The following is a 21767-nucleotide window of genomic DNA, read 5'->3' as shown; positions in this document are numbered from 1 at the left end:
TCGATTCAATGGACGGCCTCGTAATTTTTCAAAAAATCTTCAGGCGGTGGGCTGGAGGCCCATTGGTATAAATTTTCATGCAATGTCGAGCCACTGGCGCTGGCGACCTGCACGTTCCAATCCGAATCTTCGGCAATAAAGTCAATGTCCCAATAAAACTCACACAAGCTACCCCATGGGTCGCGCACATAGTGAAAATAATTGGAGCCGTAAATGTGGCGTCCTACACCCCAGCTGTCTTGGTAGCCGGCATCTATCAAGCGTTGGGCACACAATTGAATTTGATCCAGGTTGCCCATCTCCCAAGAGCAATGGTGCAAGCCAGGTGACTGGCTCAATGCCAAGGCCAAGGTGTGGTGATCGCTGTCACCCGAACACCGCAAAAAAGCAACCTCTTTGTCGCCGATCCTGTCCGAGAGCTTCATGCCCAAAACCTTTGTGTAGAAATCCACCAGACGATTCACATCCGTTGAAAATTTGAGCACATGCCCCAGCTTTCTGGGGCGCGCATCCACATGGCGATCAGGCGCCCCGCGCTCAGCAATGCGATGAAACGCCTCGCCGGGGTGATTCAACTTGACGGCATCGCGGCTTTGAACCGCACTTTCAGACACGACAATATTCAGCAGCATGCCATCTGGGTCACGCAACCAAAGGCTTTGCTCGGGCGAATGACCAGAATTTGAACCTTCATGGGTGTGCTGAAAATCAATCTTTATATCCAACAGCGTTTTTAAAATTTGTGCATAGCCCTTTTGATGGGTAGCCCATGTCATCCACGCTATTTCTTTTTGGGGGCCCTTGATCAAGCGCAATTGGTCCTGATCGCGTCCTTCACAGCGGAAGACATAAGCCTCATCCTCCAGCCGAGCGTTCAAGCCCATGCAGGTGTAAAAATTTTTCCCGACATCCAAATCCGGCACAGATAGCGTCAGAGAATGCAAAGATTGAATCATGCGAGCCCCCTTTGGTTTGGTTGAAATGAATCGATGACCTCACCAAAATTTTGTTCTCAAGCCAAGCTGCTGGCTTTGATCCAAGTCAATGGGTTTGCATCCAAGCCACGCCAGGTCATGACCCGTCAAGAACCATGTTCGGATGGAGGGGGTGGGTAAATATGAATGGGGAATTTGTGAACTGCCAATATACTCATATCTATCTGCTTTTGGCTTTTTTATTTTTTTGCATAAATGAACATATTGCAAGACAGCTATTCGCCCCTGGGTCATTCCGATTGGGTTTATGTAGAAAAACAAAGCATTGAGGCCTTCACCGCGCCCGACTGGAAGTCTCTCGAGGCGCAGCGAACAACATACATATCGCAAGCCAAAACAGCGCACCTGCTTCGCATGCTCACCGTCAGCGCCGACGACGCATCTTTTGGCTACCGCGTCAACATGTACAGACATGCACTGCAATCAGCGACCATGGCATTGCGCGATGGCTTGTCGCAAGAGGATGTGGTGGTGGCTCTTTTTCATGACGTGGGCTACATCACTTCCTACAGCAACCATGGTGAATTTGCATCTGTGCTGTTGGGCCCGCATATTTCCGAACGCAACCACTGGATGCTGCGCAACCATGCGGTCTTTCAAAATTTTCATGCGCACCACTTGTCTGGAATAGATCGGCATGAACGTGAACAGTGGCGTGGTCACCCCTTCTTTGACTGGACTGCAGAATTTGTCAAACTCTATGACCAAGCCACCTGCGACCCCCACTACCCAAGTGAACCCATCGAAACTTTTATCCCCATGATTGAATCGTTGCTGAACTCAGTGGCATCCTCGCCATCCATTGATGAAAGCTGTGCCGTGCAAAACAACCGGGTGTGAAGGCCTGTCCATTGACAGGGCCGTTGGTGTTGGCGCGCCCAAGCGACCTTTGACCCTTTGGGTGGCCATCCTTTTCCCAATACACACCTTCAAGCATCAACCACTGACGGATGTACATTTACACCTCAATGAGGAGACTTCGATGAAAACTTACCTTTCCTGTGTTGCCGGCCTGCTTGTCACGGCGAGCTTCACCTTGACTTCACTCAGCGCCCATGCCCAAGATTACCCCGTCAAACCCATCACGATTGTGGTGGGCTACTCCGCTGGCGGTGGGGTGGACCAAATGGCCAGAATCTTGGCTGAAAAAATGCCAGCTGGTTTGGGTCAATCCGTCGTGGTGGAAAACAAACCGGGTGTGGCATCCATCATTGGCGCTTCCTATGTGGCCAAGGCCAAGCCGGATGGTTACACATTGCTCATGGGCGCACCAGGACCCATTGTTTTCAACCATGTGCTCAACGCCAAACTGCCTTACGGACCCAACGATTTTGCGCCAATCGCTTTGTTTGGCGATTCACCCTTGATGATCTTGGTCAATAACAACAACCCAGCCAAAAACGTCGCTGAGCTGGTGGCTGCATCCAAGCTAAACCCCAACCTCTCCAACTATGCCGCTCCATCTTCTTCGTTCCAATTGATCAACGAGCTGTTCAAAAGCAAGACGGGTGCGCGCTTCACATACATTCCCTACAAAAGCACCACCGAAGGCATTTCTGCGGTGATCGCAGGAGACGTCACCATGGTGATGGCAGATGTGGGGCCGGCAACCACCTTCTTGCAAAGCGGGCGTGTCAAAGCCTTGGCGGTGACTGCTGGCGAACGCTTAAAAGACCACCCCACCGTTCCAACACTTCAGGAATTGGGTGTGGACATGAAAGCCTCTCTTTGGTACGGGCTGCTGGCCCCTGCTGGAACACCAGCGCCCATCATCAAGCGACTGAATGAAGAGGTGGTCCGCGTCATGGCTCTGCCGGAAGTACAAAAATCGCTGACCAGCAAGTCGGTCGTCACACTGACCAGCAAACCAGAAGAGTTTGCCAAGTTGATTTCGTCTGAAATTCAACTGTGGAAAAAAGTGGCTGAAGACAACAACATCAAGCCCAACTGAACAACCCAAGAACACTGTGCGCACATCAGCGCACAGTTTTCCAGTGGCCTCCCAGCTCTGCCAGCCCCAGGATCAGCCACTGTCACCACGCTGGGGGCAAAGTCTCACAAGCTCAAGCCCTGGATGCAAAGTCCAGGGCTTTTGCATGGGTCGATCATTTGCATTTTTCTCATATGAGTTGGTTAACCACCGACTAAAATGAATTTTTACACCCTATTTCATGGTCAATTGACCCATGGAGAACAGCCAATGTCCGACGATAAGCCCAGAAGAAAAATGGCCGTGATTCTTGCCTCCGATATGGTCGGTTTCAGCAAAGCCATCGGTGAAGATGAAGCGGGAACACTCAAGAAGTTAAAGGAATCCAGAGCCCACATTGACAAAGCCATTGCCGCACATTACGGGCGCATCTTCAATACAGCAGGCGATTCTGTGATCGCCGAATTTAGCAGCCCTGTGGATGCAGTCACGGCTGCCATTGAATTTCAAAAACTTTTGAAACAAAGAAATGCAGTCAATCAAGTTGAAAACCAAGCGCACTTTCGCGTGGGCATCAATTTGGGTGACGTCATCATTCAGGGCAATGACTTGATGGGCGAGGGAATCAACATTGCCGCTCGATTGGAATCCATCGGTATACCTGGCGGTATTTGCATCTCCAACAGTGTGCACGCAGAAGTTCGCAAAAGATTCGATAGCGTAGCTTTTTACGCCAGAGGGCCTCAAATGCTTAAAAACATTGAAGATCCCATTGATGTGTTTGACATCAGCATCGATAAGTCGCCCATCAAGTACGAGGCCCCAAAACCAGCAGATTCACGCACGCCGACAAGCCCCCCACAAGGCCCGGCAGCAGCACCCGAAGTCACAAAGGAGATGAAAGGCCTGATGCTGCAAGCTTTGCAAGGTGATTTAGGTGCCAGTTACCAGCTTGGCTACATCTACGAGAACGGAGAAGGCGTTGCCGTGAACGAGACTGAGGCGATACGCTGGTACACAAAAGCGGCCACCAATGGAAGCCCAGAATCTCAATTTAACTTGGCGATGATGATGGAGCAGGGGCGCGGTTGTCCCGTCAATCTGCGAAAAGCTTTTTACTGGTACGAAAAAGCAGCCAACCAGGGCGATATCGAAGCCCAGTTTAATTTGGGTGTGTGTCTGACATCCGGAAAAGGCTGTGATGTGGACATCGTGCAGGCGCACATGTGGTTCTCTTTGGCTGCCCGAAAAGGGGACTCTGACAGCATTTCCAACAGAGATATTTTGTTGAAAAGACTCAAACCGGAACAAGTCGCTCAATCAAAGCAGTTGGTCACAGATTGGATGGACCACAACGCCTGAGTGGTTCTATTGCTCAAACACTCAGTCGTGCGAACACCATGCATCGCGCACAGTTGGCCTACGTGAAATCTGTTGGCCCAGTGCAGGCCGCGCACGGGATTCAATTAGATGCGCTCATTCCCCGGCCAGTCTTTTGAAAACCTCACACGCCTTTTCAGAACAGCAGCTGCTGTAAAATTTCAATCTTTAGGTTACTTCGTATGACAACAGTAAAAAAAATTATTGACCAAAAAAGCAACACCATCTTCTCAGTACGCTCGACTGACTCGATAGCAGATGTGCTGAAAATCATGCGTGATTTCCGCGTCAGGGCCGTCTTGGTCATCGATGACGGCGCGTTGATGGGTATCGTTTCACAGGGGGATTGCGCCATCAAGGTGTTGTTGCCGCATAACAATCCCGCACAAGTGTTGGTTGCAAAGGTCATGACGCCCAACCCACTGACTGTTTCACTCGCGAACTCGTTGGAAGAGTGCATGGCGATCATGGTTCACAAGCACATCAGGCACTTGCCAGTGCTTGAAAAAAGCAAAGTCATTGGCGTGATTTCTGTGGGCGACTTGGTCAAAAACATCATTGAGTTACAAGGCAATCAAATCAAGTTTCTTGAAACCTATATCAAAGGGCATGGTGTTTGACTGCATTGAACCGAGCCTGACACTTGTTGAAGGCATCTACATGGGTTCATGGGCCAAGGCTGTGGGGGCGTTGCCTCACCCCTGGATTTGATATAGGCTGCTGAACTGATCGGTTCACAAGCGCAGCCCTGGTCGATCACAATTTTCTACGCCAATCACATGACCGCGCTCATCTCGCAACTCTCGACCCACTGATTTTTTTTTCTCCTTCAGCCTTGAAGATGCCTCCACCGCCCATGAACCGAAAGGACCACACATGACCGACCATGCACCCAAAACTGGCTCGACCCGCTCCCTGGCGCATGGGCTTAGAAATGCAGCTTGTTGCATCTGGATCGCGATGATCTTGCCAGCCCACGCGCAAAACGCCGATTGGCCAAGCCGCCCAGTCGTGCTCATCAACCCCTTCTCAGCCGGTTCTTCGGTGGACGTGGTGGGCCGCTTGATTGCCCAAAAAATCGCGGCCAACACTGGTCAAGGCATCACCGTGGACAACAAAACCGGGGCCAGCGGCAACATCGGCACTGACTTTGCCGCCCGCGCCAAGCCCGATGGCTACACCTTGCTGCTGGGCTCGCCCGGCACCATGGCCATCAACCCCTGGTTGTTTAAAAAATTGCCCTATGACGCGCTGAAAGACTTTGTGCCCGTCTCGGTGCTGGTGTCCTTTCCTCAAGTATTGACCACCAGCCTCAAGCAGCCCTTCAAAAACTTCAACGAATTTGTCACCGCAACCAAAGCCGTACCCGACAAAATGGCGTATTCCTCCGCGGGTCAGGGCACCACCTCGCACCTGGTGATGGAGCTGATCAGCGCCGATGCCGGCTTGAAAATGATCCATGTGGGCTACCGTGGCGGCGCACTGGCCACCCAAGCCATGATGGCCGGGGACGTCCAAGTCACCGTGGAGGGTCTGCCCTCGATGGCACCCTTGATCCGCGCAGGAAATGTGAAGCCCTTGGCGGTGACGTCCAACAAACGCTCGCCCCAATTTCCCGACTTGCCGTCGATGGCCGAGTACATCCCCGGCTTTGATGCCACCGCTTGGGTGTTGCTGATGGCCCCCGCTGGCACCCCGCCAGCCGTGGTGCAGCGCATCTCGGCTGAAGTGGCCAAAGCCCTGGCCGACCCCCAAGTGCGCCAACAACTCGACGCCCAGGGCGTGACCCCCGTGGGCAGCAGCCCGGCCGACAGCGCTGCGTTTCACCGCAAGGAGCTGGACAAATTCAAGCGCGCCGTTGAGCTGTCTGGTGCCAAGCTGGAATGAATTGAGCCACGACCCAACCTTGGTCAACGCGGGCACTGTCGGATCAAACCCGTCGCACAGCGCAGCAAAAGAAGTAACAGCAAACCAGCCAATCCATTTCTAAGGTTCAGGCTCAGGAGCGGATGAGGGCCGCTGCCAAGCTGTGAGCATGACCGTCCTGTTGCTGGGCGATCGCACCGACAAGGTGGCATATTTCAAGCTTTAAATGGAAGCAGACTCAATGAAATGGGTGATTGCTTTGGAAATGTCGGACATGGATCGACTGGTGATGGGGTCGTCCATGTAAAACAACAAGTCATGCGAGTACCAGCCATAGCTGATGGCATGAGCCATTCGGGCCATGCTGATGATTTTTGCGCTGGGCACATTCGCTGCTGACATTTGAATGGCCTCAGCCCAAATGCTCACAAACTCCCCATGCACCTGTTTGAGTGCAGCTGCTGAAGACACCTGCCTTTCCAGCAACAGCAATGCCGTCCACTCTTTGGGTCGGCCAAACCCTTCTTTGATCAAGGCTTGGAGCAGCAAGTCCGCCAATTCAGAAAAGGGCCGACCCTCTTTGCCCAACAAGGATTGACGCAACAGGATCACCGTGTCCAAGCATCGCTTTTGAATGACAGATGCGGCCAAGGCCCTGAGATTGGGTGCGTAATCGTAAAAACTGCCAATACCCACACCCGCCACGGCAGTGACCTCGCGGATGGTGATTTTTTCATATCCTCGGTCAATCAAAACCCGAACAAAAGCTTCTTGCAAGGCACCAATCGTGATTTTTGACCGTTGCTGTACAGGCCTTTTCCGCAATGAAATACCAGAAAAATCTTTCTTTTCATTGGTCATGGCGAAAACCGAACATTATTTTTGACCTTGAAGTTACACTTTAATTCTAATAAAAAAATAACAATTGCACCAGTTTGGGGACAATCCATGCGCGAATTAAACAAATCTCACAATAACGCACAGCTTAGCGAGCAAGATATGCACAAACTTTGCGCATGGATTGATAAACACATTACAGAACCCATTGGCTGGACAGAATTGGTGGCCCAAACTGGCAAAGACCATCAAACACTGTTGGCCTCTTTTGCCAAGCACAAAGCAACAACGCCAATGACTTGGATCAGGCAACAGCGGCAAACCCTCAAGAGCATCCGATCAACGATGCCCCATTACATCCACAACACCGGCTTGTGAACGAAGTTCATCAGTAATAGTCGAAGCGCCAAGGCTTAACCGATCATGAGCAAGCTGTGCTGGCTTCCTGAGCATGCTGAGCAATTGAAAAGATTGCGTTTGGCCGCTGGTGTGGAGATCACCACGCTGGCCAAAAAACACTCTCTGTCATCGTCGCAAGTTCACCAGCTTGAAGAAAGCGGGGACAGTGCTTTTTACAGCCCAGAGATCAAGTACACGGTTGGTCGCAAGTTGATCCGATCCTTTGGCGAGGAAATCATCGAAGCTGACTTTGATGGGCTGTTCAGTCCTTCGAACCTGAATGAAACGCCACCCCTGATCTCTGCCAAAGTTCGGCAGCCATCTTTCAATACCAATTCAGATCAAATCTTCAAAAGACCAAAGCGACGATGGGTGCCATCGCTGTTGATTCTTTCAACACTTGTTTTAGCTTGGTATGGGATATCGCAAATTTCAAGCCCAGAAAAAATGCGGGCGGTTGAAACAACGGCTCAGGACAACAAAGCGCAGAACCAAACGACGCCACAGGTGGAGCCACGAATCAGTCTAGCGGCAGCCAATATGGCCGCACAGCCCAAAGATCCGTCAAATGCTCTACCCAGCGAATGTGACTGGGGCAGCACATCATTGGATTTGACACCCGTAACAGGCTCACGCCCTGGTCACTACATTTATGTGGTGGCCGCTCAACCTGTCGTGGTCTGCTGGAAGGACTCGGCACAGGCACAGCGAAAAATCACCATGAAGCCATCAGAGAACATCACGCTGGAAGGACGGCCACCATTTCACCTTCACAGTACCGATCTCAGTGGCATCAAAATTTACTACCGGGGTAATTTGATCCGCACCCCCACTGCGGGCGTTCAGTATGTTTTGTTGGGTAAAAATTAAGTCCATGCCCTCCTGCTCAGGCTTTTATCGATGCGCCATAAAATCAGTCAAAACCACATGAAAGACGGATGTGCGAAACACATTATTGGGTTTGGCCCTGATCACACTCGGATGCGCGACCTTTGCTGCAAACCCCATGAATATCATGGTCAAACCATTGGGCGAGACCCATTCCGGCAGCCCATTGCCCAGTGAAATACCGGCCAAATTCAATTTGCCACCTGGACAAAATTTAACGGCCATCGTTATTGTTCATGGGAGCGCAGGCCCCGACTCCAGAGGCACTTTTCACCGTGAATACCTTGTGGAGAACGGGTTCGCTGTGCTTGAGTTGGACATGTGGAGTCCACGTGCGGTCACCTCTCTAGCAAGGCGACCCCGGTCAACCCTGGACACATTGCCAGACGTGTGGGGGGCGTGGCATTTTCTGGCGAACAACCCGAATATCAATAAAGACAAAATTGTGATCATGGGTTTTTCATGGGGGGGCGTCAACGCCATGGCAACAGCCTTTGGCAAAAAATCAAAAAATCCCCCCATTGAACTTTCAAATGCAAAGTTTGCTGCGCACATCGCCTTTTATCCGGTTTGCGATGTTTGGGTCAAAAATGGAATCGCTTCTCGATCCGTTGATCTATCCACTCCAACAGGCGCACCCGTCCAAATTCACAACGGTACCCGTGACGACTATGACACAGCACCCAATATTTGCGAAAGTCTAAAAACGGCTCACCCGCTCATGCCAATCGAGTTGTTGATGTATGAAGACGCAACCCATGGTTTTGACAGCGCAAACGCACAGGCCGTTCAGTTTTACGATCCTGTCGCTAAGAATGGCAAAGGTGGGCAGGTGAAAGTGATCGGCGACGAACAGGCGAGAAGCAGGGCCAAAGCCAGTGTCTTGGATTTTTTGCGGCGATCATTGCCAAGGAATTAAAATCGCGCCATGGCCGCAGCAAGCCAGCCACCCAAGCCTGCAACCCCCAGCATGCAGTAGCAACTTCTGGTGTGTCGTGTTACACGACACTTGCATCCAATGACCCGCCAAAGTGAACGGACTCAGGTCGCCCTGATCGCCTGATCGATCACAAAATTACCTGTGCTTGTTTAACAACTGAAAGGAAACAGCACATGGCCACCACTTCCGCACTCGCAAATCTCAAGCTCACCACCGCCCGAAAGAGCTTGCATATCAACCCCATCCGTACGATGTGGCCATCCGCTACGGGGCCAGGGTGCTGGAATTGGCTCGAGGCAAGTTTGCAGTTGAGATTGCAAGCCCCGCGCAGCTGATACCCACGCTGGAACTGATCAAAACTGCCATTGACGCAGGTGAGCTGGATGAGCAACTGGCAGCAACCGCTGGAAGCTTGAGGGCCAGTTTCAAGCGCAGCACAGGCGATTAATGGTTAATTGCCACTCACCAAGCCCTGGATTCGAACACCAGGGCTTTTGCATAGCTTCCCTAAAGAATCGTTGCATTCATTATGAAATGACCATACCATCAGCCAATCATTTTAATATGGACACTTGAAGAACTCTTGGCAAATCCTCCTGTTAACAACGAAGACACCTTGCCAGATCGTGCAAAATCAGGATTTAAGGGTGAACTCGCACGCAAAATAACTTTATTACCTGGGACCAAAATTTTTCGTTTGGACAACGAAGATGCGCCCTCAGGGACATATGGAATATCTGGTTGGTGGTCTCTAGTAAATCCTTACATGGAGGACACTGAGGGTGCCAAGGGTCGTTATGAACAGGCTGTTCTAAATGGTCTTGATATGAGTTGCATGGTTAGATATATGAGTGCCGTGAAATTGGAGTGGAATAACTTAAATAACTATGTTGAAGTTACGACTAGTTGTGAATTGACGGCATTTTTTGGTAAATTTGAGCCAATGGCTCTTAGCAGCAAAGATAAAGCAGATTATATAAATTTTTTGAATTTATTGAAGTCTCGAGATGGGAATTACTCATCAATGTCTGAAACTTTTTTTGGTGGAAAAACTCGAAGAGGCGGACTTCTGGGGTTATTAGAAGGTTGGCAATTGTTCATACCAAATCTTAAAAACGAATACTTGGCAGATAAAGATAGACGTCCAATAGTGATTGATGCAAGGTCGAAAATGATTGAACTCGGGCAGCATCTGAAAAGCACCCTAAAGCCTAACGTAAGACGTTTTCCTCGAATGATTAAAGCCGAATATCTCCTCAATAAATTGGGTGTTGCTGAGGTCTCTAAGGACTCTCACTTGCTTAAGTTAAAAAGCTGCTTAGAGAACATTGATCGATTAGATCCATCTTTTAATCCATTCCCTGCTCCAGTGCCCGCTGTGATCTCAAATGAGCTAAGAACCTTTGTTGTGTATGCGGATCTGATATGCAAATCCGGAACTGTTACATACAACATCAAAGAACAAATCAAGGACTACGGTCTTTTAGCTAAGAGCTTTCTTTCGGGGCAGGAATACGAACAGGTAAAGTCCCTACTGTCGTAGAAATAAGGTACTTATTATTTGTCCAGCAGGATGTGACCTGATCTCCACCGTCCCGTTGCTGGACGCTGTGGACCTCGAATTCATCTACCCCCTAAACAAACCTGTCGGTTCAACCCGACACTTTGTGGCCAGGGGCTGACCACACGCAAGCCTGATGAATATAAAGCTGGGATCAGTTTACTAATTTAAATCTAGGCACTTGAAGGGCGCTCTTTTTAAGTTGTCGACGTTTCAAGTTCCTGCCTAGCTTGCCTCGCAAGCACTACCAAAAACCCCAAGCGCAAAGCCATGGCAACTAAGGTGAGCATTTCATAGCCTCCGCCCAAAAAAATATAAACAAGCAAGCCAACCGCTAATAATGCGGTTGTTATTGCCAACACGATTGCAACCAAAGAAGCCCATCGCATCCCAAACCATAACCCGATCCCCGCCAACACATAAGCAAACCCTGCACAAAAATTGAACCATAAAACAAAGGCTATAACTTGCCCTGCGTTGGCTCGGGTGACTTCGTCGCCAAACAAAACTTGGCCACCGCTGATAATTGTGAGAACGCCAAACAAAACAGCAATGCCAGCAAGTATTCGTAAAGTACGGGATGTTTTCATGGTTAACTTTAAAAAAATTAAAGTGTGAGCCGACCTCGAAAAACTGTCTTGCGTTAGATCAAATTCGTGGCGTTTAAGGTTAGGCATATTGGCAATTCAACCAGCGCCAACACAGTTGGCCCCATTTTTGGGAATTGGTTACAACAACATAAGCGTCGATTCGCCTGGCTTTCATTTGTTTGCTGATGCAGGCGTCATGATCGGCAAGTACGATGCTACGACGACCACCAACTTGATCGGCTCGCAAAATGTAACGACTGCTGATGTTGATACCGAGATGAACAACTTCAGAAACGCACTTTTTAATAATGGGTACATACCCACAGCCAACTTTGGACTGACATACCGATTTAAGTGAGCATGTCCTTTAAAAGGACAGCCAGCAAGTGGTCATGATCACTGAGTCTCAAGTTCAATCGTCCCGTTGCTGGACGCTGTGGACCTCGAATTGATCTACCCTAAACAAACCTGTTGGTTCAACCCGACACTTTGAGGCCAGGGGCTGACCACATGCGGGCCTGATCAACCCACCCGTTGCTGGACCGCCAAGCCTCAATGAACCACCCCCCATTAATGCCAATCACGCTGACGCCAAACGGTCGCACCCAATATGTCTTGGCCAGTGACGAGCCCCAGCAAACTCTCGCTATAATTTGCGGCTCGGCGCTTTAGCTCAGTCGCGTTGTAAGTGATTGATTCATAACGATTTTTCGGTTTCTCACCGTGCCACGACCACGCTTGACCATGCCATTTCAGTGCCAAAAAATCACCTGGTTTTAGGTATGATTTTTTTGACTGTGGTGCCATTGCCGACCCATTTCACCAAGGCTCAGCGACTCCATTCGGATGAGTTGTTTTTGCCAGTAAATTTGGCCCTGCTGTAGCAAGGTCTGCGGTTTGCTACAAATTCGCAACGCTCGGAAAGTTTTTTGAGGGCTTGATTGATGGCCTAGTGATTGGCAGCATCATGGCAGCCTCTTGGGCGGGTCATGGCTCATGTGCCTCCCACCGCCCTGCCCTGATTTTTTAGATTTCGGTTGCCCTTCAGGTTAGCTACAAATATGCTTGTGGCTATGGGATTTTGGGAAAAAGAACAGGCCGCAAACGACACCCTCTTCCTCCCAGCACGGCACCGCACTCTGCCCATCTTGGCCACAGTCACGCCCATTGCCAACTACCCTACCAAGCTGAGAATCTTTAAGACCCATGCCAGCAGTTATTGGCAAGTGCGTTGCTTTCTGCGGGGCCGGACCTATACCCAAAGCCTCAAGACCACAAACAAGCAAGCGGCCATCAGTCAGGCCAAGCACTTCTTCCACATCAAAAGCGCAGAGCTGTATGGCGAACACATCACGGTGCGTGAGGCAAGCGTACCGCTGTTCAAGGATGTGGTGCCAGCCACCTTGGCCCAACAGCAAGCCAGGGTAGACCGTGATGACTTGACTGCCTTGAGCCTGTCAATATTTCGCAGCCGCATTCACAACTACATCCTGCCGTTCTTTGGTCACATGGCCTTGGCCAAGATCAACTACCAGCACTTGACTGACTTTGTGAGCCTGTTGACCAAGCGCGGGCAAAGCACCACCAGCATTCAACAGAACTTGGTGGCCACCAGAAAGGTCTTCAACTACGCCCATGGCTTGAACTTGATAGCCAGCTTGCCCAAGTTCCCCACCATCACCATCAAACAGCACCCCAGGGGCAGTTTTACCGTGGCTGAGTACATGAGCCTGGTTCGCCTGTCCAGGCAACGCATTGGCCAGCGCATACCCACTGAGTTCACAGTGAACAGCCGCAGGGGTGAACAGAATCTGGATCAGTACGCTGTGATCAGTCAGGACCTGTCTTGGATGATTCGGTTCATGATCAACAGCTTCATGCGGCCCAGTGACATCAAGTTTCTTCAGCACAAGCATGTCACAGTGATCAGAGCAAAGCACATCTACTTGAGGCTGAACCTGCCAGAGACCAAGAAGCATGACAAACCCATCGTCACCCTACAAGCAGCCGTACATGTGTATGAACGCCTGCTGGCTTGGCAGATCAGTCAGGGCCATGGTCAGCCAGAGGACTATGTGTTCCTGCCCAAGCAAGTGAACAGGGAACTGGTGCTTGAGACCTATCGATGGCAGTTCAACTTCATGCTTGACCAAGCCCGCATTGGTCGGAATGTGACCAACGGTCAAAAAAGAACCCTGTACAGCCTGCGGCACTCGGCCATGACATTCAGGCTGCTGTACGGGCGGCGGGTTGACTTGCTCACACTGGCCAGGAATGCCAGGACGTCAGTGGAGATGGTGGAGAAGTTCTACTCATCCAACTTGAGTGCGGAGATGAACATTGATCTGCTACAGGGCTTGAGGGATTGACTGTGCAGCCAACTTAACTATTAAGGGTGATCAGCGTTACCCCCTGGTGTTGAAGTGTCGGTTTGACCCGACTCATTGTTGTTAGGGGTTGATGGAATATCGGATCAGTTACGACACCCTATTTAAGCAATTGACCGTCCAGTTACGGGACGGTGCTATCAGGTGTCGTGTAACACGACACATTTACGCCCTCCTGCTTCAAGCCAACTCAACAGCGTTGCGCTTCATGTCATCGTTCACATCAATATATTTTTGGGTAACTGAGATGCTACGGTGCCCAGCGAGGCTTGCCAGTACCCGAACCCCTATGCCTTTGCTGGCCAGGTTGGTGATGAATGTGCGCCGCCCTGAGTGGCTGCTGGCGCCAGATATGCCCGCAGCGCGGTACAGCCAGAACAGGTGCTGGGTCAAGACATTGGCAGTGAACGCACGCCTACCCGCTGTGACAAACAAGGGATGCATGGGGTTCGTGGGCTGGCGCAGGTCAAGATAAGTTTGCAGTTCTGTTTGCAGGCGTTGCGGCATGAACACTGTGCGCGGGTGTCGCCCCTTGGTCTGCTCAGCACTCAGGCGAACCTCGGTCTTGACTGTTTGATCTGTATTCATCACATCACCAATGGTCAAACTGGCTATTTCCCCCACACGCATGCCTGCGTGGAAGCCAAATGACAGGATCAGTCGATTGCGGGTGGCATAGCTGCGCCGGGAGACGAATTCCATCAAAGCGTCTAGCTCTGCGGGGGATAGGGATTTTGCTTGTGCCATTTTTTGAATTGCTCCTGGTAGTTAATACATGCGCTGAATTAAGTATGTTTTCTTTTGACGAAATGGGCGACCATGCCCCGTCAAATTGGCGGGTGAATAAATCACCAATGAAATCAACGCGGTTAAGAAAAGCGCACTTTTCTTTGGCTGGTTTATTTATGCCGTGATTGCTATTGATGTGGGATCTAGACGACACCGGCGCTTGGGCGCTTTTACGCAGCGCAGCAGCCTTTATCCCCGTTTCAGCTGCCCAGGGTGCTGACAGGGACAAATTCATGCTTGTGCAGCTGATTTGAGGGCTTGCAGCAGCCCATTAAAAAAGCCCAGGGTCCAGCAGCTGGACGGTGGGCTTGTGAGCACTGACCCCTTGGGTCATGCGATCCAATTACCAAGCAGTCAAATCCGCATTGGTTGCCAGCAGCTGGGGGCTTCGCACGGTTTCGCGTGTGGCTTTTTTGCAGGGGTGAGCAGTCATATTCCAAACATCTTCCATGCCCCTTTGCTCATCCATGATGCCCACAGTGATGGCCATGGTGCTCATGTTCATGCGGCACATGCCTGTGACAGGCGTTTTGACACGGGTGTCGCTGTCATAGTGCTTGATCCAACTAAATAGCGAGTCAGTTTCAGGTGTGACATTTGCCAATATGGTCATTTGCTGATCGGTCTTGGCTTGATTTGCCCAGTCCTCGAAGCTATAAAAATCCACCAAGTATTTGGCGTTTGAATGTTTGGCGTCAATGGTGCCGTTGTAAATGGCCTTGCGATATAGGCCACGCCCATAGGTGCTGCCGTAGGTGTTGTTGTCATACAGGCGCACTGCGATTTCGATTTGATTGTTCAGCATGATTTCTCCTTTTGATGTTGCTGTTGGAGTTGCTGATGCGTTGCTGCTGTTGCGCTGGTTGCTTCCAGTCGCAGAGGCCAAAAGGCGTCACTTGCTGCTTGGTTGCTGGTCTCTTAGTCACGCATGTCAAAGCGTTTCTGATGTCGCTTGTTGCCAGTCGCAGTTGCTCATTTGTCTCAAATGCCGCAACGAGTAACTTAGTGACCAGTAACAAGCGACGTTTTACTTCTCGAGACCCATTAGCAACTCATCGCAACTCGCAAATATTTATGCCTTGGCAAATAAATCTCGCAGAAAAACCACCTGAAATTTAGTGTTTTGGCAAAATCGACCAGGGCTAAATACACCATGAACAAGTATTTCTGCACCATTAGAGTCAAGGGCATCACTGTGCGAACCGTGGTGTTCGCGCAAAGCACCACACACGCACGACTGATGATTGAGTATGTGTTTGGCATGAACAGCGTGGTGGGCCACCCTGTGCTGGCTGAAACCACCTCACCCACAACACCAGAGCAACAAAGATTAGCCACACTCAGGGCCACCAAAGAGCGTGCTGCTGTTGCCCTGGACGCAGAGCGCAAACGCCAGCAAGCTGCCAGGGCGCAAAAAGCCATGGCTGCAGCCAGCCAGCCACCCAACGTCCCGTAACTGGACGATCAACACCTGTCGTGCAACACGACACCGCACCCAATCACCCGCCAAAGTGAACGGACTCAGGTCGCCCTGATCGCCTGATCGATCACAAAATTACCTGTGCTTGTTCAACAACTGAAAGGAAACAGCACATGGCCACCACTTCCGCACTCGCAAACCTCAAGCTCACCACTGCCCGAAAGAGCTTGCAGATCAACCCCATCCAACAGCGGCGAAACAAAATGGTGCGCAGAATATGGGAGCAAATTGAACTGCTCAAATGCCAAGCAGCTGGCACCCAGTTCGCACCCATCAAGTACCGCACAGTGCGGGACGCAGAAACGGGCGTGCGCCGCCAAGTTGAAGTGCCCAAGCGTGTGAAGAGTTGGGTGTTTACCGCTGAGAACGGCAAGACTGCTGTGGCCATCCGCTACGGGGCAAGGGTGCTGGAATTGGCCCGAGGCAAGTTTGCAGTTGAGATTGCAAGCCCCGCACAGTTGATCCCCACCCTGGAACTGATCAAAACTGCCATTGACGCAGGTGAGTTGGATGAGCAGTTGGCCACAACCGCTGGCAGCGTACGGGCCAGCTTCAAGCGCAGCGCAGGCGCATAAGGCTGCACACCTCAAGCAAGCCCTGGCTTCGACCACCAGGGCTTTTTGTTTGGCTGATCACGCCCGAGGCATAGCTCAGCATAAAAAGCAACTGCAAGCCAGGCTGGCAATGAGCGGGGTTCAGGTCGGCGATTCGGATGGCTTTGAGGGGTTGTTCCATGGTGCACCTCAGAATTCGAACTCGGCCACTTTGACCGTATTCGCACCTTCGTCACAAACGGACAGGCGCACCTGGATTTTTTGATCGATGACCACATCGGGGGTGATCGGAGAAATGATGGTCGCTATGGCCGACCCGGGGGGGGTGGGGGTGATTTTTTCGATCACGATGTTGCCCGCCAAACTGCGGTCATCGGTGTTACAGGCTGGGGCAAAGTGCAGCGCAAGGCCATCTCGAAACGGGTTGTCCAAGGCCTTCATGTTGGATTCCTTCAAGATGGCTTCCAAACAACCGCCCCAGGTGTTGGGGGCTTTTGCTGTGGCCGGTGCAGCGCCCGCAGGGGGTTGCGCAGTGCCTGCGCAGGCGGCCACGCCAAAGCCGGGTTTAAAGCGGCCAGCGGTGGCGTCTTGCATCCAAGCCACCACGGCTTCGCCGTTGCGTTTGGCCGTCTCGGTTTTGGTGGCTTCTGTGTAATTTATCTTCCCAAACCACGCCACCACAATCAAAGCCACTGCGCATGACAGCAGGAAGAGCCAGTCCATGGCCGTGGGTTGGGTGGACACAGGGGGATTGGGCTGCGCTGGTGCTGAGCTCATGTATCGGCATCCTTTTTGAAATGTCGGAATTATTAAAAATACCGCTTATTATGGGGCTGATGATATTCGTAAATCAATGATTAAAAAAGAAAAATATGCCAATCCATTCGCCTTGGGCTTATTTTTTTATTTTGGCTGAATGATTAAGGGTTCACCTTTGTCTTTAAGGGGCATCAAGTCAAGCCATTTGACTGTTGCAGGCGACACACGCTGCACGCCCGAAAGCCTGTTGAATCAACAGGCCGACCGTTCCGTTGATAGACGGCAGCATTAAAGCAATCATTTCAGCGTGAAATGGTTTACCTCTGCAAACTACACCGACTCGCAACCAATCATTCAAATCAGCGAAGTTAAAGTGAGTTGAATGGCTTGCTCATGACTGACCACTCCCTTCTTAAACATGTATCGCATAGCGGGCATTGATGGTGCCAGCAGCCACAGTGGTCGCAGGACTTTTGCAACCAGCCTCAGTTCCAAGGGGGCCAGCATCAGGGTGCTGATGAAAATCCTGGGCCACAGAAACATCTCGACCACGATTGGTTATGTGGATGCATCGGATGACATGCTTAGACGAGCAGTTGAGCTGGTGTGATGCCCTAAAGGTTCACTGACCTCAAATTCCATCAGGCCCAGATCATTTGTGTCGGGTCAACCCGACACTTGGTGACCAGGGGGTCATGCTACTAGGACCTTGTTGCGTACAAAGGCCACTTCGTCATTGCCCAGACTAAAAAGTCTGCTGACAAAAGCCCGGTCCTCAAAATCAAACCGAATTTGTTTGGATATCAGCCCTTGATCGTTTGGGAACTCATCTCGAGCAGCATTTTCAGCAATGATGGCTCCACGATCTAGCCACCTGTGAACCATCATGTTCATGTGTCGCCTCATGTGCTCGTCGCCGTTCTTACTCCTTGCGGCCCAGGGATCTAACTTGCCGGCATAGTCCTTGACCAGTTGGACCAAGGCTCCAACTCGCCACTGCTCTATATCCGGATGCAGCGCACGGGTGTAGACCAAATTAAGTATTTTCCAAAGACTGCTGATTCGCACCCTTAGTTTTTCGATCAGACTGTTGGCCATGCGTTGACGCTTTAACTGCATCAGCATATCCGCCCATTGAAACTCAGTTGGTAGTGCTGTTGCTTGAGGCAGATGAACAAACATATCGCCACTTTTGATTCTCCCTGTCTCACCACTCGAATACAGCGCCACAGCAGGTGCGCAGTGTGCTGCAAACAACCGAGGATGCAGATCGCTCCAGCCCACATAGCTTTTGGAAAACACATCCCCATAGCGCCGAAAGCATAGAACCGCGTTTCTTTGCTCACCAGGCATGTGCTTGTGAAGTCGCAGTTTGTGCGGGTTACTGCAAACGCTCCAGTAACTGGGACTGATGCGCAAGAAATTAAACAGCAATCTTTTTATGTCTTGTACGCACAGCAAGGCTGAGTCGTAGAGATTTCCATGTCCTGCAGTCATGTCTCCTACTCCTTCCGAAAATATGTGTTTACTTTTTCTGAGTCTTTCTAAAGGTATGTATTCGCTGATCACTTTAGTAGGTGAAATAGATTTGTGCTCACGCCCGTTTGCACATTTCCTCAATCAACCTAGGAGCTCATCCATGAGTGAAACCAAAGTATTGGAGTCAGGCATCAAGCCACTCCAAAATACACAAAATCAAAGCAATGGCTATGCTGAAAGCATGGTCTCTTTGCTGACCCGAAGTAACCCGGATAAGGCAGTTGGCGAGGCCATTGACCTCTTGATCGCCAAACGATCAAATTGGGAAAGCAACGAACTTGCTAGTGCCAACGATGCACTATATGGGTTGCTTCAGCATTGCTACATGCTCAACAACGCCATGATTGGTGGAGACACCATGGCCAAAAACCTGCGCAAGGGACTTGGCAACTACATCACCACCAAGGGCTATAAGTTCACAGACGCCACGCCATTGATTACCAAGGTAATTCGCTGTGTATTTGGAGTAGACCGCAGACGGGTCAATGCCTATGCATCAGCCGTAAGAGTTGCCATATCTGAAAAGGTTTCAGTGATGGATTTACCTAAGTTCCTTCGAGAATCTGGAGGCATAGAAGAGGTTCGCCGTAAAAACGGCAAGCCCACCAAGACCATGAAAGACAAAGTGGAACTTGGCAGAGCCGTGCTCAATTCAAGCGCAATTGCCAATATCCAAAGTGACACTTTGAATGCTGCCTACTCCACCAGCAGCACAGAGGAAGGCGTTGTACTTCTTGCCACCAGAGAAGACGATGGAAGCTTTGCCATACGCAAGGTTGTGCAAAACAACTCTGCGGTCAAGAGCGCCCTGGCTGCCTGCTCAAGCGTTGGCGTTGAACAGGCCAAAGCCAAAGAGTTTGAAGATGGCGTCAAAGCACTTGAAGAGAGTCGACTCGCAGCAGTCAAAGGACTCAAAGTCGCTTGAATCAAGAACTTGTTTTTTTGTCAGTAAACCAGTGACTGTGGACTAAAGGTCTGCAGTCACTGCTCAACCAAATCAAGAGAGAATGTATGAACATCGTGAATACAAGTGCCGTGAAAGTACAGCAACCAGAATGCCTTGATGATTTTGCTCTTCATCAGAACAGCAGGTACAAATTGGAAAGTATCTTGGATCAAACTTTGGCATTCCCCGCTAATGGGGTCTGTGGCATTGTTTTATATGGACTCTATGGCACTGGCAAGACCACGATTGCAAATCTGCTACCTGGACTGATAGATACCAGCAAGGTTGACCCTTCTGCTGCCAATTTAAATCCAAGCATGATTCGTGACACCAAAGGGGCCTATGTTGACTACTACCCCTGTGCCCAAGGTCAAAACGGTGCCCAATTAACACAGCAGATCAACAACAGAACACAGTTAGTTTCGCTCAACGCCAGTGGGTACCACTTTGTCGTGATGGATGAAGTGGATAACTTGACCGAAGCAGCCCAAGCTGGCTTCAAGGCCATCATGGGCAAGCACCATGTGATTTTTATCATGACCACAAACAACCTTGACAAGATTGACGCTGGAATACAAAACCGTAGTGTGCTGATTGATATGAATGTGCCGCCACCTGCTTATTGGCGTCCTATTCTGCGTCGTGTTTATACAGATGCCAATTTAAATTCACCATCGGATGCAGTTTTGGATCAAGTGGTGATTGCGGGTCGTGGCTCAGCTCGAAGCATCTTTAGTGATGTAGTCATGGGTGCCAATCAAGCCAAACGGGCTGGGCACTCTGCTGTGGCAAATATTACAAATATTAGGAGCTAGAGATGACTGCAACTCCAGATCAATCTGTAGAAAAGAACGCAACATTCATTCTTTTCAGCACGGCAAATAAACTGACACGCACAGAATTGAAGAAGGCATTTAGAGTTAAAAAAGGCAGCCTGCTGTTAACAAAGGGGGAGAACTGGCAGGTTGGAAATCTTTTTGATCAACTCCATGCGATTAAGAACTCAATTCCTGACGAAGGCAATTATTTTAATTTCGATGAAAATAAAAAGGTGACTCATATTTACATAGTTCCTCAGCGCAGTTGTACCAAGACCTTTGCATTGCTTAAATATTTTGATCAATTCGTAGGTGGCTATGATGTCAGTCCAAGTATATTAAATCAATTACAAATACTGATTGAGGAATATAGGAGTGTTTCTTCATTCTGTGGTCATGGCAAAATCTCCATTTCCAAAATAAAAGAAGGAATCAATCAAATATCTCAAAACCGGATTGCGGCTAGCGACAAGATTGAGTTGCTAATCAGCCAACTTCAAGTTGAATTTGAAGTTTTTTCCAATCCGAACCTTAAGCACGCCAAAGAAAAGATCATTCTTTGGTGTGAGCAGCACCAATGGTCAGATGTTGATTCACAGAAATCTGCACAAAATGATTCACAAAGTCAAATGGCAGCTTAATTAACTGGGGGGCGAGTAAAAATCAATATGCCAAAAGCACAAGCATAGCCTAGATGGTTACGACATGTCCTGCGTTCTTTAGTACAAAACGCAGTAGGCTTTCAGCTCTTTACTTCATCACCCGTTCGAGCAAAATTAATACTCCTCGATCTGAATCTGGAAATGGGGGTTTTATGAAGATTGGCGATCTATCCCGCGAACAAATTTACGAGTTAGTTTGGTCTAAGCCCATGTCACATGCGGCGCGAGAATTTGACATTTCAGATGTCATGCTTGGAAAGATCTGTAAAGAGCATCACATCCCAAGGCCTCCACGAGGATATTGGATGAAACTTCGTTCAGAGAAAAAACGAATTGGCTTGATCAAACCCCCATTGCCGGGTATACCCACTCCGAAAAATACATTTAATTTATTCATGCTCAAAGAGCTTGAACGGCAGCGAGCTGAGATGCCCTATGACTTTGATC

General features: G+C 50.0%; 26 protein-coding genes. 19 read left to right on the top strand and 7 right to left on the bottom strand.

The annotated features are described in order from the left end of the window. Positions 1–5 precede the first annotated feature (5 nt). A complete protein-coding gene (locus AC8GFZ_RS08895) occupies positions 6–452 on the bottom strand; it encodes a VOC family protein (protein ID WP_506644521.1) in 447 nt (148 codons plus the stop codon). 33 nt (positions 453–485) lie between these two features. Between AC8GFZ_RS08895 and AC8GFZ_RS08890 the strand changes: the two genes are divergently transcribed. From AC8GFZ_RS08890 to AC8GFZ_RS08865, 6 genes are all read left to right on the top strand, one after another. After that, complete coding sequence (locus tag AC8GFZ_RS08890; RefSeq protein ID WP_506644520.1) at positions 486–686, top strand: hypothetical protein; 201 nt, start codon at positions 486–488, stop codon at positions 684–686. A gap of 504 nt (positions 687–1190) precedes the next feature. Then, positions 1191–1835 carry a hypothetical protein gene (locus AC8GFZ_RS08885; RefSeq protein ID WP_506644518.1) on the top strand — a complete coding sequence of 215 codons (645 nt, stop codon included), beginning with the start codon at positions 1191–1193 and terminating at the stop codon, positions 1833–1835. Positions 1836–1977: 142 nt separating this feature from the next. Then, a complete protein-coding gene (locus AC8GFZ_RS08880; protein ID WP_506644516.1) occupies positions 1978–2946 on the top strand; it encodes a Bug family tripartite tricarboxylate transporter substrate binding protein in 969 nt (322 codons plus the stop codon). Between the two features lie 198 nt (positions 2947–3144). Beyond that, entirely contained in the window at positions 3145–4287 is a 1143-nt protein-coding gene (locus AC8GFZ_RS08875; protein WP_506644514.1) for an adenylate/guanylate cyclase domain-containing protein, read from the top strand. Between the two features lie 200 nt (positions 4288–4487). Then, a complete protein-coding gene (locus tag AC8GFZ_RS08870) occupies positions 4488–4925 on the top strand; it encodes a CBS domain-containing protein (RefSeq protein ID WP_506644512.1) in 438 nt (145 codons plus the stop codon). Between the two features lie 256 nt (positions 4926–5181). Further along, complete coding sequence (locus AC8GFZ_RS08865; protein ID WP_506644510.1) at positions 5182–6192, top strand: Bug family tripartite tricarboxylate transporter substrate binding protein; 1011 nt, start codon at positions 5182–5184, stop codon at positions 6190–6192. 201 nt (positions 6193–6393) lie between these two features. Here AC8GFZ_RS08865 and AC8GFZ_RS08860 read toward each other — a convergent pair whose 3' ends face one another. Beyond that, positions 6394–7032: a TetR/AcrR family transcriptional regulator gene (locus tag AC8GFZ_RS08860; RefSeq protein ID WP_506644508.1), complete on the bottom strand. Its 639-nt coding sequence runs from the start codon at positions 7030–7032 to the stop codon at positions 6394–6396. Positions 7033–7059: 27 nt separating this feature from the next. Here AC8GFZ_RS08860 and AC8GFZ_RS08855 point away from each other — a divergent pair, with 27 nt between their 5' ends. The 5 genes from AC8GFZ_RS08855 (at position 7060) to AC8GFZ_RS08835 (ending at position 10778) form a co-directional block, all read left to right on the top strand. Further along, entirely contained in the window at positions 7060–7386 is a 327-nt protein-coding gene (locus tag AC8GFZ_RS08855; RefSeq protein ID WP_506644506.1) for a hypothetical protein, read from the top strand. A 45-nt stretch (positions 7387–7431) separates the two neighbouring features. Continuing rightward, complete coding sequence (locus tag AC8GFZ_RS08850; RefSeq protein ID WP_506644504.1) at positions 7432–8277, top strand: hypothetical protein; 846 nt, start codon at positions 7432–7434, stop codon at positions 8275–8277. Positions 8278–8413: 136 nt separating this feature from the next. After that, positions 8414–9214: a dienelactone hydrolase family protein gene (locus tag AC8GFZ_RS08845; protein WP_506644502.1), complete on the top strand. Its 801-nt coding sequence runs from the start codon at positions 8414–8416 to the stop codon at positions 9212–9214. Between the two features lie 274 nt (positions 9215–9488). Beyond that, entirely contained in the window at positions 9489–9683 is a 195-nt protein-coding gene (locus AC8GFZ_RS08840) for a hypothetical protein (protein WP_506644500.1), read from the top strand. A 135-nt stretch (positions 9684–9818) separates the two neighbouring features. Continuing rightward, a complete protein-coding gene (locus AC8GFZ_RS08835; RefSeq protein WP_506644498.1) occupies positions 9819–10778 on the top strand; it encodes a hypothetical protein in 960 nt (319 codons plus the stop codon). Positions 10779–10993: 215 nt separating this feature from the next. Here AC8GFZ_RS08835 and AC8GFZ_RS08830 read toward each other — a convergent pair whose 3' ends face one another. Beyond that, the gene (locus tag AC8GFZ_RS08830) at positions 10994–11386 is read right to left on the bottom strand and encodes a hypothetical protein (RefSeq protein WP_506644496.1); all 393 of its coding nucleotides are present in this window, start codon (positions 11384–11386) and stop codon (positions 10994–10996) included. 1148 nt (positions 11387–12534) lie between these two features. Between AC8GFZ_RS08830 and AC8GFZ_RS08825 the strand changes: the two genes are divergently transcribed. After that, on the top strand, positions 12535–13755 hold the full coding sequence (locus tag AC8GFZ_RS08825; protein WP_506644494.1) for a site-specific integrase: 1221 nt from the start codon (positions 12535–12537) through the stop codon (positions 13753–13755). A 198-nt stretch (positions 13756–13953) separates the two neighbouring features. On the opposite strand, the gene AC8GFZ_RS08820 is transcribed toward AC8GFZ_RS08825, so the two are convergent. Both AC8GFZ_RS08820 and AC8GFZ_RS08815 read right to left on the bottom strand, forming a co-directional pair. Beyond that, positions 13954–14520 (bottom strand): tyrosine-type recombinase/integrase, encoded by a 567-nt coding sequence (locus AC8GFZ_RS08820; protein ID WP_506644492.1) that lies wholly within the window; start codon positions 14518–14520, stop codon positions 13954–13956. Between the two features lie 385 nt (positions 14521–14905). Beyond that, positions 14906–15448, bottom strand: coding sequence for a hypothetical protein (locus tag AC8GFZ_RS08815; RefSeq protein ID WP_506644490.1), 543 nt, complete (start codon positions 15446–15448; stop codon positions 14906–14908). Between the two features lie 267 nt (positions 15449–15715). On the opposite strand from AC8GFZ_RS08815, the gene AC8GFZ_RS08810 reads away from it, so the two are divergent. Beyond that, positions 15716–16018, top strand: coding sequence for a hypothetical protein (locus AC8GFZ_RS08810; RefSeq protein WP_506644488.1), 303 nt, complete (start codon positions 15716–15718; stop codon positions 16016–16018). A 137-nt stretch (positions 16019–16155) separates the two neighbouring features. Further along, positions 16156–16617: a DUF6641 family protein gene (locus AC8GFZ_RS08805; RefSeq protein ID WP_506644486.1), complete on the top strand. Its 462-nt coding sequence runs from the start codon at positions 16156–16158 to the stop codon at positions 16615–16617. A 168-nt stretch (positions 16618–16785) separates the two neighbouring features. Here the strand turns inward: AC8GFZ_RS08805 and AC8GFZ_RS08800 are convergent, their stop codons facing one another. Next, a complete protein-coding gene (locus AC8GFZ_RS08800; RefSeq protein ID WP_506644484.1) occupies positions 16786–17373 on the bottom strand; it encodes a hypothetical protein in 588 nt (195 codons plus the stop codon). Between the two features lie 400 nt (positions 17374–17773). On the opposite strand from AC8GFZ_RS08800, the gene AC8GFZ_RS08795 reads away from it, so the two are divergent. Beyond that, a complete protein-coding gene (locus AC8GFZ_RS08795; RefSeq protein ID WP_506644482.1) occupies positions 17774–17965 on the top strand; it encodes a tyrosine-type recombinase/integrase in 192 nt (63 codons plus the stop codon). 83 nt (positions 17966–18048) lie between these two features. Here the strand turns inward: AC8GFZ_RS08795 and AC8GFZ_RS08790 are convergent, their stop codons facing one another. Continuing rightward, the gene (locus AC8GFZ_RS08790; RefSeq protein ID WP_506644481.1) at positions 18049–18852 is read right to left on the bottom strand and encodes a hypothetical protein; all 804 of its coding nucleotides are present in this window, start codon (positions 18850–18852) and stop codon (positions 18049–18051) included. 142 nt (positions 18853–18994) lie between these two features. On the opposite strand from AC8GFZ_RS08790, the gene AC8GFZ_RS08785 reads away from it, so the two are divergent. The 4 genes from AC8GFZ_RS08785 to AC8GFZ_RS08770 all read left to right on the top strand — a co-directional run. Next, positions 18995–19819 carry a hypothetical protein gene (locus tag AC8GFZ_RS08785; RefSeq protein WP_506644479.1) on the top strand — a complete coding sequence of 275 codons (825 nt, stop codon included), beginning with the start codon at positions 18995–18997 and terminating at the stop codon, positions 19817–19819. Between the two features lie 86 nt (positions 19820–19905). After that, complete coding sequence (locus tag AC8GFZ_RS08780) at positions 19906–20655, top strand: AAA family ATPase (RefSeq protein WP_506644477.1); 750 nt, start codon at positions 19906–19908, stop codon at positions 20653–20655. 2 nt (positions 20656–20657) lie between these two features. Continuing rightward, entirely contained in the window at positions 20658–21299 is a 642-nt protein-coding gene (locus tag AC8GFZ_RS08775; protein WP_506644475.1) for a hypothetical protein, read from the top strand. A gap of 173 nt (positions 21300–21472) precedes the next feature. Then, on the top strand, positions 21473–21767 hold a 295-nt coding region (locus AC8GFZ_RS08770; protein ID WP_506644474.1), incomplete at its 3' end, for an RWP-RK domain-containing protein.

It is taken from the genome of Limnohabitans rimovensis (SeqCode) (assembly GCF_965234775.1).
Lineage (GTDB): Bacteria > Pseudomonadota > Gammaproteobacteria > Burkholderiales > Burkholderiaceae_C > Limnohabitans > Limnohabitans rimovensis.
The sequence above is the reverse complement of the archived record's forward strand: the minus strand, read 5'-3'. Positions and strand labels throughout refer to the sequence as shown.